The organism is Neisseria sp. HMSC070A01, assembly GCF_001810165.1.
Taxonomy (GTDB): Bacteria; Pseudomonadota; Gammaproteobacteria; order Burkholderiales; family Neisseriaceae; genus Neisseria.
In genome coordinates this window covers 363496-375468 of sequence record NZ_KV800120.1, presented here as the reverse complement: position 1 = coordinate 375468, position 11973 = coordinate 363496, and the positions used below count along the sequence as shown (strand labels likewise).

Here is an 11973-nt window from a genome sequence, read left to right as displayed (position 1 = left end):
TTTTCAGACGGCCTCTAAAAGAATTATTTATTAAATACCCGTAACTAGGAACGAACCATGTTACAAATCGAAATCGACGGCAAACAGGTATCTGTGGAGCAGGGCGCGACGGTGATTGAAGCCGCGCACAAGCTCGGTACTTATATCCCGCATTTCTGTTACCACAAAAAACTTTCCATTGCCGCCAACTGCCGTATGTGTTTGGTGGACGTGGAAAAGGCCCCCAAACCCCTGCCCGCCTGTGCCACGCCGGTTACAGACGGCATGATTGTGCGTACGCATTCGGCAAAAGCCCGAGAGGCGCAAGAAGGTGTGATGGAGTTCCTGCTCATCAACCATCCGCTTGATTGTCCGACCTGCGACCAAGGCGGCGAATGCCAGTTGCAGGATTTGGCGATGGGCTACGGCAAAAATACCAGCCGTTATACCGAAGAAAAACGTTCCGTCGTCGGCAAAGACATGGGTCCTTTGATTTCCGCCGAAGAAATGAGCCGTTGTATCCACTGTACCCGTTGCGTGCGTTTCACTGAAGAAATTGCCGGCGTGCAAGAAATCGCTATGGCCAACCGCGGCGAACATTCCGAAATCATGCCTTTTATCGGCAAAGCAGTGGAAACCGAATTGTCGGGCAACGTCATTGATTTGTGTCCTGTCGGCGCATTGACCAGCAAACCGTTCCGCTTCAACGCGCGTACTTGGGAGCTGAACCGCCGCAAATCCGTTTCTGCCCATGATGCTTTGGGCAGCAATCTGATTGTACAAACCAAAGACCATACCGTCCGCCGCGTGTTGCCGTTGGAAAACGAAGCCATCAACGAATGCTGGCTGTCCGACCGCGACCGTTTCGCCTACGAAGGCCTGTATCACGAAAGCCGTCTGAAAAACCCGAAAATCAAACAGGGCGGCGAGTGGATGGATGTGGATTGGAAAACCGCGTTGGAATATGTCCGCAGCGCAATCGAATGTATCGCCAAAGACGGCAACCAAAACCAAGTCGGCATTTGGGCCAATCCGATGAATACGGTTGAAGAGCTGTATCTGTCCAAAAAACTTGCCGACGGTTTGGGCGTTAAAAACTTTGCCACCCGTTTGCGCCAACAAGACAAACGTCTTTCAGACGGCCTTAAAGGTGCGCAATGGTTGGGACAAAGCATCGAATCTTTGGCTGACAACGATGCCGTATTGGTAGTCGGTGCGAACTTGCGCAAAGAACAGCCGCTCCTGACCGCCCGTCTGCGCCGCGCCGCCAAAGACCGCATGGCTTTGAGCGTATTGGCCAGCAGTAAAGAAGAATTGTTTATGCCGCTTCTGTCTCAAGAAGCCGCACATCCCGACGAGTGGGCAGGCCGTCTGAAAAATCTGTCTGCCGATGCAGAACACGCTGTTACCGCCAGCCTGAAAAACGCTGAAAAAGCAGCGGTGATTTTGGGCGCGGAAGTGCAAAACCATCCCGATTACGCCGCCATTTATGCCGCCGCGCAAGAGCTGGCAGACGCGACCGGCGCAGTGCTGGGCATTTTGCCGCAAGCCGCCAACAGCGTCGGTGCGGATGTATTGGGTGTGAACTCGGGCGAGAGCGTTGCCGAAATGGCAAACGCGCCGAAACAGGCAGTCGTGCTGCTCAACGTCGAGCCTGAAATCGATACGGTTGACGGCGCAAAAGCCGTAGCCGCGTTGAAACAGGCGAAAAGCGTGATGGCGTTTACGCCGTTTGTCAGCGAAACGCTACTGGACGTGTGCGACGTATTGCTGCCGATTGCGCCGTTTACCGAAACCTCGGGCAGCTTCATCAATATGGAAGGCCGTCTGCAATCCTTCCACGGCGTGGTACAAGGTTTCGGCGATTCGCGTCCGCTGTGGAAAGTGTTGCGCGTATTGGGCAACCTGTTTGACCTGAAAGGTTTTGAATACCACGATACCGCTTCGATTCTGAAAGATGCGCTGGATGCAGAAAGCCTGCCGTCCAAACTGGACAACCGCAGCACATGGGCAGGGGAGGGCGTTCAGACGGCCTCAGACCGCCTCGTCCGTGTCGGCGGCGTCGGTATTTATCACACTGATCTTATCGTGCGCCGTTCCGCGCCGTTGCAAGAAACCAGCCATGCCGCCGTGCCTGCCGCGCGTGTGAATCCGAACACATTGGCACGCTTGGGCCTGCAAGACGGACAAACCGCTGTCGCCAAACAAAACGGCGCAAGCGTATCGGTTGCCGTCAAAGCCGATGCCGATTTGCCTGAAAACGTGGTGCATCTGCCGCTGCATACCGAAAATGCCGCGTTGGGTGCGTTGATGGACACTATTGAACTGGCGGGAGCTTGATCATGCAAGAATGGTTCCAAAACCTCTTTGCCGCAACGCTCGGTCTGGGCGATTTGGGTATCACCGTAGGCTTGGTGGTATCCGTCATCGTCAAAATCGTGATTATCTTGATTCCGCTGATTCTGACCGTTGCCTACCTGACGTATTTCGAACGTAAAGTCATCGGCTTTATGCAGCTTCGTGTCGGTCCGAACGTAACCGGCCCGTGGGGTCTGATTCAGCCGTTTGCCGACGTGTTCAAACTCTTGTTTAAAGAGGTAACCCGTCCGAAGCTGTCAAACAAAGCCCTATTCTATATCGGCCCGATTATGTCGCTTGCCCCGTCTTTTGCGGCGTGGGCGGTGATTCCGTTCAACGAAGAATGGGTGCTGACCAATATCAATATCGGCCTTTTGTACATCCTGATGATTACCTCGCTGTCGGTTTACGGCGTGATCATCGCGGGCTGGGCTTCCAACTCCAAATATTCGTTCCTGGGCGCAATGCGTGCTTCCGCACAAAGCATTTCCTACGAAATCGCCATGAGTGCCGCGCTGGTGTGCGTTGTGATGGTGTCGGGCAGCATGAACTTCTCCGACATCGTTGCCGCACAAGCCAAAGGTATTGCCGGCGGTTCAGTATTCTCGTGGAACTGGCTGCCGCTCTTCCCCATCTTCATCGTCTATCTGATTTCCGCCGTTGCCGAAACCAACCGCGCGCCGTTTGACGTGGCAGAGGGTGAATCTGAAATCGTTGCCGGTCACCACGTTGAATACTCCGGCTTCGCATTCGCGCTGTTCTTCCTTGCCGAATACATTTTCATGATTCTGATTGCCGCGCTGACATCGCTGATGTTCCTCGGCGGCTGGTTGTCTCCGTTCCCGCAAAGCTGGGGCTTTATCGGTACGCCTTCCGCATTCTGGATGTTCGTGAAAATGGCGGCGGTTCTGTACTGGTACCTGTGGATCCGTGCAACTTTCCCGCGCTACCGTTACGACCAAATCATGCGTTTGGGCTGGAAAGTGCTGATTCCGATCGGCTTCGCCTACATCGTGATTTTGGGCGTGTGGATGATTTCACCGCTGAATTTGTGGAAATAGGGCAGGGAGGCCGTCTGAAAGTTTTCAGGTAGCCTGAACCCCAAATTTTTAACCGTTTCAAACCGAGAGAAACCGATGAAAGCTCAATGCCTGTGCGGCGCAGTATCACTGGAAACCGCCGAAAACCGCGAACTCCACGCCTGCCATTGCGGGAAATGCCGCACATGGGGCAGCGGCGCGTCTTTTACTTTGGCCGCCCGGTCGCCCGAAATCACAGGCAGCGAGCACATCGCGCATTATCAGTCGTCCGAATGGGCGCAACGCTGTTTTTGCAAACACTGCGGCACACACCTGTTTGTGCAGGTTGGCAACGATTATTACATCAACGCCGGGCTGTTTGCCGACAACGCGGGCTTTGAAACTACCTCACAAATCTTTATTGATTGCAAAGCTCCGTATTATGACTTGGCCAACGATACCCCGAAGCTGACCGAAGCCGAGTTTTTAGAAATGGTGGGCGCGGCAGGTTAAAAAAACCGCTTTCAGACGGCCTGTAAACAGAACAATCCGAAAAGAGCATCCGAAAATGGCTAATTTAGTAAAAACCTTCCTGCTGGGCGAATTGGTGAAAGGCATGGGCGTAACGCTCAAAAACTTTTTTGCCCGCAAAGACACAATTTATTTCCCCGAAGAGAAAACGCCGCAATCCGTGCGTTTCCGCGGCCTGCACGCGCAACGCCGTTATCCGAACGGCGAAGAGCGCTGTATTGCGTGTAAATTGTGTGAGGCAGTTTGTCCGGCAATGGCGATTAACATCGAATCGGAAGAACGCGAAGACGGTACCCGCCGCACCAAGCGTTACGACATCGACCTGACCAAGTGCATCTTCTGCGGTTTCTGCGAAGAGGCCTGCCCGACCGATGCGATTGTGGAAACCCATATTTTTGAATACCACGGCGAGAAAAAAGGCGACTTGCACATGACCAAGCCGATTCTTTTGGCCATTGGCGACAAATACGAACCCGAAATCGCCAAACGCAAAGCCGCTGACGCGCCGTATCGTTAAGGAGCAGACGAATGACTTTTTCCGCGATTCTGTTCTATATCCTTGCCGCCATCGTTTTGTACGGTGCGGTTCGTACCGTTACTGCTAAAAACCCCGTACATGCTGCTTTGCATCTGGTGCTGACCTTCTGCGTGAGCGCGATGATTTGGATGCTGATGCAGGCCGAGTTTTTGGGTGTGACGCTGGTGGTGGTTTACGTCGGCGCCGTGATGGTGTTGTTCCTGTTCGTCGTGATGATGTTGAACATCGACATCGAAGCCATGCGCGCCGGTTTCTGGCGTCATGCGCCTGTTGCCGGCGTGGTCGGCACATTGTTGGCGGTTGCCCTGATCCTGATTTTGGTCAACCCGAAAACCGACTTGGCCGCATTTGGTCTGATGAAAGACATTCCGGCCGATTACAACAATATCCGCGATTTGGGCAGCCGTATTTATACTGACTACCTGTTGCCGTTTGAGTTGGCGGCGGTATTGCTGCTGTTGGGTATGGTGGCCGCGATTGCGCTGGTTCACCGCAAAACTTTCAATCCAAAACGTATGGATCCTGCAGACCAAGTCAAAGTACGCGCCGATCAAGGCCGTATGCGTCTGGTGAAAATGGAAGCGGTCAAACCGCAAGTCGAATCTGCCGAAGAAAGCGAAGTTTCAGACGGCCTCAAGCCGGAAGGGGAGGGCAAAGCATGATTACCTTGACGCATTATCTGGTATTGGGTGCGCTCCTGTTCGGTATCAGCGCAATGGGTATCTTTATGAACCGCAAAAACGTGCTGGTATTGCTGATGTCCATCGAGCTGATGCTCTTGGCGGTGAACTTCAACTTTATCGCTTTCTCCCAATATTTGGGCGATACTGCCGGACAGATTTTCGTATTCTTCGTATTGACCGTTGCCGCTGCCGAATCCGCCATCGGTTTGGCAATTATGGTGCTGGTGTACCGTAACAGAAAAACAATCAACGTTGCCGATTTGGATGAGTTGAAAGGGTAATCATGAACGACATGACTTTATATTTGGTAATTGCCCTTGTGCCTTTGGCAGGCTCACTGATTGCAGGTTTGTTCGGCAACAAAATCGGACGTGCCGGTGCGCATACGGTTACGATACTCGGTGTGGCGGTGTCCGCCTTGCTGTCGGCTTATGTGCTGTGGGGATTCCTCAATGGCAGCCGTACCAAGTTTGACGAGAACGTCTATACTTGGTTGACAATGGGCGGCTTGGATTTCTCCGTCGGCTTCTTGGTCGATACGATGACGGCGATGATGATGGTCGTAGTAACCGGCGTATCGTTGATGGTGCATATCTATACCATCGGCTATATGCACGATGAAAAAGTCGGCTACCAACGCTTCTTCAGCTATATTTCTTTGTTTACTTTCAGCATGTTGATGCTGATTATGAGCAACAACTTCATCCAGCTCTTCTTCGGCTGGGAGGCTGTGGGTTTGGTGTCGTACCTTTTGATCGGTTTCTATTTCAAACGTCCGAGCGCAACATTTGCCAACCTGAAAGCCTTTTTGATCAACCGTGTCGGCGACTTCGGCTTTTTGCTCGGTATCGGCTTGGTGCTTGCCTATTTCGGCGGCAGCCTGCGCTATCAAGATGTATTCGCCTATCTGCCCAACGTACAAAATGCCACCATCCAACTGTTCCCCGGTGTGGAATGGTCTTTGATTACCGTAACCTGTTTGCTCCTGTTTGTCGGTGCGATGGGTAAATCGGCGCAATTCCCGTTGCACGTTTGGCTGCCTGATTCGATGGAAGGCCCGACACCGATTTCTGCATTGATTCACGCCGCAACCATGGTTACCGCCGGTCTGTTCATGGTATCGCGTATGTCGCCGATTTATGAGATGAGCAGCACTGCGTTGTCTGTCATCATGGTAATCGGTGCGATTACTGCCCTGTTTATGGGTTTCTTGGGCGTGATTCAAAACGACATCAAACGTGTGGTTGCGTATTCCACCTTGTCTCAACTGGGCTACATGACCGTGGCACTGGGTGCGTCTGCCTATTCCGTGGCGATGTTCCACGTGATGACCCACGCTTTCTTTAAAGCCTTGTTGTTCTTGGCCGCAGGTAGCGCGATTATCGGTATGCACCACGACCAAGACATGCGCCATATGGGCAACCTGAAAAAATACATGCCGATTACTTGGCTAACCATGCTGATCGGTAACTTGTCGCTGATCGGTACGCCGTTCTTCTCCGGCTTCTACTCCAAAGATTCAATTATCGAAGCGGCGAAATACAGCACCCTGCCGGGCAGTGGCTTTGCCTATTTTGCCGTCCTTGCCAGCGTGTTTGTTACCGCGTTTTACGCATTCCGCCAATACTTTATGGTGTTCCACGGCGAAGAGAAATGGCGCAGCCTGCCTGAACATCATGACGATAATCATGGAGAAGAGCATCACGGCTTGGGCAAAAACGACAATCCGCACGAAAGCCCGCTGGTCGTTACCCTGCCTTTGATTTTGCTTGCCATTCCGTCCGTCATCATCGGCTATGTTGCCATCGAGCCTATGCTTTACGGCGATTTCTTCAAAGACGTGATTTTCGTCAATGCCGATGCGCATCCGACCATGCACATCATGAAGGAAGAGTTCCACGGCGCATTGGCAATGGTGTCGCACAGCCTGCATTCGCCTGTACTCTACCTTGCTATCGCAGGCGTGTTGAGCGCATGGCTCTTGTACGTCAAACTGCCGCACCTGCCAGCCAAAATTGCACAGGCGTTCCGTCCGATTTACGTTTTGTTTGAAAACAAATACTACCTCGACGCCCTGTATTTCAACGTCTTTGCCAAAGGCACGCGCGCATTGGGTACTTTCTTCTGGAAAGTCGGCGATACCGCCATTATCGACAACGGCATCGTCAACGGCTCTGCCAAACTGGTCGGCGCGATTGCCGCGCAGGTACGCAAAGTCCAAACCGGCTTCATCTATACCTATGCCGCCGCTATGGTATTCGGCGTATTAGTACTGCTCGGCATGACCTTCTGGGGATTGTTCCGATAAAAGCGGGATTTCAGACGGCCTGTTTATAGTTTGTGTATAGGGCCGTCTGAAAAAGAAAATTTGAGCAACAATGATTGAAGACAAATTACCGCAAACCCTGGACGAAGTCCGTGAAGCCATCGATGGTTTGGATAAGGGATTAATCGAATTACTCGCCCGCCGGCAGAAATTGGTACGGCAGGCTGGTCGTCTGAAACCTAAAAACGATGTGCAGGCGGTTTCTGCGCCCGAACGGGTGGCTCAAGTGATTGCCTCTCGCCGCGCTTATGCCGAAAAGGCCGGTTTGTCGCCCGAAGTAGCAGAAGCAGTTTGGCGCAGCATGATTGATGCGTTCATTAAACTTGAGATGGACACCAACCGTACCGACGGGGCGTAGTCAAAATCTTCGGATAACGGTTTTGACAAGAAAAATAGGGAAGAGGCCGTCTGAAATATAAAGGCGAGAAAAAACCATGTCGGACACACAAATCATCCGCTCCGCCGAATTTACCGCTTCCCGCGCATGGGGCGCACTCGACATCGCCAATATGAACGGCATCACCGTGCGCCTGCACTGGACGAACCAGCCCTACACATGGCACATCAACGACGGCGAGGAAGTGTTTGCCGTGATGGATGGCGAAGTTGAGATGCACTACCGAGAAAACGGCGAAGAACACATCGTTCGTTTAAAAAGCGGAGATATCTTCTATGCAGGAATCGGCACGGAACACGTCGCCCATCCGTGCGGCGGGGCGCGGATTCTGGTGATTGAGAAAGAGGACAGCGTTTGAGGCCGTCTGAAAAGAAGGTTTGAGACAGCAACAGAATAAGAGAATGACGGCAGATATACATTTTTCTTGATTTTGCCGTACACAAAATACACAATCTTTTTCAGACGGCCTCCTGAAATGTCGTCTGGAAACCAACCCATACAACTATATTTTTTATTTTAACCACAGGTTAACCACTATGTTTTCCAACTACCTACTCAGCTTGGCAATATGGATACCCATCGCCGCAGGTGTGCTGGTTTTGGCGACCGGTAAGGACAGCCGTGCGCCGCTGGCGCGTGTGCTTGCCTTCATGGGTGCGCTTGCCGGTTTCTTGGTAACGCTGCCCCTGTTTACCGGTTTCGACCGTTTGAGCGGCGGTTATCAGTTTACCGAGTTCCACGAGTGGATTCCGCTGCTGAAAATCAACTACGCATTGGGCGTGGACGGTATTTCAGTGCTCTTTATCATTTTAAATGCGTTTATTACGCTGTTGGTGGTATTGGCCGGTTGGGAAGTCATTCAGAAACGTCCGGCGCAGTATATGGCCGCTTTCCTGATTATGTCGGGTTTGATTAACGGCGCGTTTGCTGCGCAGGATGCGATTCTGTTTTATGTGTTCTTCGAGGGTATGCTGATTCCGCTGTACCTGATTATCGGTGTATGGGGCGGTCCACGCCGCGTCTATGCGTCGGTCAAGCTGTTCCTCTATACGCTGATGGGTTCGCTTTTGATGCTGGTTGCCATGGTTTACCTGTACTATCAGACAGGCAGCTTCTCTATTGTCGATTTCCAAAACATCAAACAGATTCCGTTGGGCGTGCAACAGCTTTTGTTTGCGGCATTCTTCCTGTCATTCGCCGTAAAAGTGCCGATGTTCCCTGTGCACACTTGGTTGCCGGATGCCCACGTTGAAGCGCCGACCGGCGGTTCGATGGTGTTGGCGGCCATTACGCTGAAGCTGGGTGCGTATGGTTTCTTGCGCTTTATCCTGCCGATTATGCCGGATGCGGCACGCTATTTTGCCCCTGTGATCATCGTATTGAGCCTGATTGCCGTGATTTACATCGGTATGGTGGCTTTGGTGCAAACCGATATGAAAAAACTGGTGGCATACTCTTCCATCAGCCACATGGGTTTTGTCACTTTGGGTATGTTCCTGTTCGTGAACGGCCAACTGAATGACTGGGCATTGAAAGGCGCAATCGTTCAAATGATTTCCCATGGTTTTGTGTCTGCTGCGATGTTTATGTGTATCGGTGTGATGTACGACCGCCTGCATACCCGCAATATTGCCGACTATGGCGGCGTGGTCAATGTGATGCCTAAGTTCGCGGCGTTTATGATGTTGTTCGGTATGGCCAATGCCGGTCTGCCTGCGACTTCCGGCTTCGTGGGCGAGTTTATGGTGATTATGGGCGCGGTTAAAGTGAATTTCTGGGTAGGCGCGTTGGCTGCCATGACCTTGATTTACGGTGCGTCTTATACCCTGTGGATGTACAAACGCGTTATTTTTGGTGCGATCCACAATCCGCACGTTGCCGAAATGAAAGACATCAATTGCCGCGAATTTGCGATTTTGGCGATTTTGGCGGTTGCTGTTTTGGGCATGGGTCTGTATCCGCAAGCGTTTATCGAAGTGGTGCATCAAGCGGCAAACGATTTGATTGCCCATGTGGCACAAAGCAAGATTTGAGGTGTGTAAATGAACTGGTCTGATTTGAATTTAATGCCCGCCATGCCCGAAATCGTGCTGCTTGCGCTATTGGGTGTCGTATTGCTGGCAGACTTGTGGATTTGCGATAAAAACCGCTATCTGACCCATCTGATGAGTTTGGGAACGGTCATCATCGTGGCCGTTACCCAGTTGGCGGTATGGGAGCAGGGCAGTGTCGATGCCTTTCACGGTATGTATATTGCAGACGGCATGTCCCGTTTGGCAAAACTGGTGCTGTATGCGCTGACGTTTGGTCTGTTTATTTACAGTAAACCGTACAACCAAGACCGCCAAATCTTTAAAGGCGAGTTTTACACCCTGTCGCTGTTTGCCCTGTTGGGCATGAGCGTCATGGTCAGCGCGGCACATTTCCTGATGGCGTATATCGGTTTGGAATTGTTGTCTTTGTCACTGTACGCCATGATTGCCCTGCGCCGCGATTCCGGCCGCTCTGCCGAGGCCGCGCTGAAATACTTCGTATTGGGCGCGTTGGCTTCCGGCTTGCTGCTCTATGGTATTTCCATGGTTTACGGCGCCACCGGTTCCCTCGATTTTGCTTCCGTCTTGGCTTCTGCTTTCAATGAGCAGGCAAATGAATGGTTGTTGAAATTGGGTATGGTATTTATTGTGGTCGCCATTGCATTTAAATTGGGTGCGGTTCCATTCCATATGTGGGTACCCGATGTGTACGATGGCGCGCCGACATCCGTTGCCGCCTTTGTGGGTACGGCTCCGAAAATTGCCGCCGTTGTCTTTGCGTTCCGTATTCTTGTGACCGGCATGGGTACAGTACATTCAGACTGGGCGCCGATGTTGGCCATCCTTGCCGTTGCTTCTTTGGTGGTCGGTAACCTTGCCGCCATCATGCAAACCAATATCAAACGTATGCTTGCCTACTCCACCGTATCGCACATGGGCTTTATCTTGTTGGCGTTTATGGCAGGCGCAGTCGGCTTTACGGCAGGCCTGTATTACGCCATTACCTATGCTTTGATGGCGGCTGTCAGCTTCGGCGTTTTGATGGTATTGTCCACCAAAGACATTGAATGTGAAAACATCAAAGACCTCGCAGGCCTTAACCAACGCCATGCATGGTTTGCTTTCCTGATGTTGCTGTCCATGTTCTCCATGGCAGGTATTCCGCCGTTGATGGGTTTTTACGCCAAATTCGGCGTGATTATGGCACTCTTGAAACAAGGCCATGTTTGGTTGTCCGTATTTGCCGTCATCATGTCGCTGATTGGTGCGTTCTACTACCTGCGCGTGGTCAAAGTCATCTACTTCGATGCGCCTGACCATGACCAGCCGGTCGGCAGCAACTATGCCGCCAAATTTGTCCTGACGGTCAATGCCTTCCTGCTGCTCCTGTGGGGTATCATGCCGCAAACCGTTATCGACTGGTGCGCCAAAGCATTGGAAAATACCCTGTAAGCTTTAAACAAAACCGACGGCGGCTGTTCCAAAGCCGCCGTTTTTGTTAGGATTCGCATCCGGGTGAAATATACCCGAGGCAGGTGTCATCAAGAGGTTGAATATCCTACGGATAATGATGGGTAAGAATGCCCGTTCAACATGTTAAAATCACACACAGGCCGTCTGAAAACAGAAAGACCATCATGACCGCATCCATGTACATTCTTTTGCTGTTGGCACTTATCTTTGCCAACGCACCATTTATTACCACCAAATTTTTCGGCATCATCGCCCTGAAACGCAAACACATCGGCCATCACTTGATCGAATTGCTGGCGGGCTTCCTTCTTACCGCGATCCTCGCCTATATCCTCGAATCACGCGCCGGTGCCGTGCATGCCCAAGATTGGGAGTTTTATGCGACCGTTGTCTGCCTCTACCTGATTTTTGCCTTCCCATGCTTCGTATGGCGTTACTTTTGGAATGAGCGGAATAGAGAGTAGGATTTGAATAAGGAAAAGGCCGTCTGAAAGATTTTCAGACGGCCTTGTATTTGAGAATGTAGGTGGCAATGACTACATCTTTGAGTTAGGTAGATATGGATTCAATAAAGACTTTATCTTCTTTTTGGATAAAAGTAGCGGAGAGACAATAATCTGTCTCATAAACACATCC

The 11973-nt window shown here is 51.6% G+C and carries 12 protein-coding genes; all 12 read left to right on the top strand.

Annotated features, from left to right (window positions below):
• Positions 1–57: 57 nt before the first annotated feature.
• The 12 genes from nuoG (at position 58) to HMPREF2711_RS04850 (ending at position 11801) form a co-directional block, all read left to right on the top strand.
• Positions 58–2319, top strand: coding sequence for an NADH-quinone oxidoreductase subunit NuoG (gene nuoG, locus HMPREF2711_RS04905; protein ID WP_003747877.1), 2262 nt, complete (start codon positions 58–60; stop codon positions 2317–2319).
• A gap of 2 nt (positions 2320–2321) precedes the next feature.
• Complete coding sequence (gene nuoH / locus HMPREF2711_RS04900) at positions 2322–3398, top strand: NADH-quinone oxidoreductase subunit NuoH (protein WP_002216340.1); 1077 nt, start codon at positions 2322–2324, stop codon at positions 3396–3398.
• A 75-nt stretch (positions 3399–3473) separates the two neighbouring features.
• Entirely contained in the window at positions 3474–3869 is a 396-nt protein-coding gene (locus HMPREF2711_RS04895; protein WP_003676990.1) for a GFA family protein, read from the top strand.
• Positions 3870–3924: 55 nt separating this feature from the next.
• Positions 3925–4404, top strand: a complete 480-nt coding sequence (gene nuoI / locus HMPREF2711_RS04890; protein ID WP_003747878.1) for an NADH-quinone oxidoreductase subunit NuoI — start codon at positions 3925–3927, stop codon at positions 4402–4404.
• Positions 4405–4415: 11 nt separating this feature from the next.
• Positions 4416–5087 (top strand): NADH-quinone oxidoreductase subunit J, encoded by a 672-nt coding sequence (locus tag HMPREF2711_RS04885; RefSeq protein ID WP_003747879.1) that lies wholly within the window; start codon positions 4416–4418, stop codon positions 5085–5087.
• Positions 5084–5389, top strand: coding sequence for an NADH-quinone oxidoreductase subunit NuoK (nuoK, locus tag HMPREF2711_RS04880; RefSeq protein WP_003747881.1), 306 nt, complete (start codon positions 5084–5086; stop codon positions 5387–5389). The genes HMPREF2711_RS04885 and nuoK overlap by 4 nt, the downstream gene beginning before the upstream one ends.
• Positions 5390–5391: 2 nt before the next feature.
• Positions 5392–7416, top strand: coding sequence for an NADH-quinone oxidoreductase subunit L (gene nuoL, locus HMPREF2711_RS04875; protein WP_003747882.1), 2025 nt, complete (start codon positions 5392–5394; stop codon positions 7414–7416).
• Between the two features lie 70 nt (positions 7417–7486).
• Positions 7487–7792 carry a chorismate mutase gene (locus HMPREF2711_RS04870; RefSeq protein WP_003747884.1) on the top strand — a complete coding sequence of 102 codons (306 nt, stop codon included), beginning with the start codon at positions 7487–7489 and terminating at the stop codon, positions 7790–7792.
• A 76-nt stretch (positions 7793–7868) separates the two neighbouring features.
• Positions 7869–8189 (top strand): cupin domain-containing protein, encoded by a 321-nt coding sequence (locus HMPREF2711_RS04865; protein ID WP_003747886.1) that lies wholly within the window; start codon positions 7869–7871, stop codon positions 8187–8189.
• 178 nt (positions 8190–8367) lie between these two features.
• A complete protein-coding gene (locus tag HMPREF2711_RS04860) occupies positions 8368–9864 on the top strand; it encodes an NADH-quinone oxidoreductase subunit M (RefSeq protein ID WP_003747888.1) in 1497 nt (498 codons plus the stop codon).
• A 9-nt stretch (positions 9865–9873) separates the two neighbouring features.
• Positions 9874–11316 (top strand): NADH-quinone oxidoreductase subunit NuoN, encoded by a 1443-nt coding sequence (gene nuoN / locus HMPREF2711_RS04855; protein WP_003747889.1) that lies wholly within the window; start codon positions 9874–9876, stop codon positions 11314–11316.
• A gap of 185 nt (positions 11317–11501) precedes the next feature.
• Entirely contained in the window at positions 11502–11801 is a 300-nt protein-coding gene (locus HMPREF2711_RS04850; protein ID WP_003686671.1) for a DUF2818 family protein, read from the top strand.
• Positions 11802–11973: the final 172 nt, after the last annotated feature.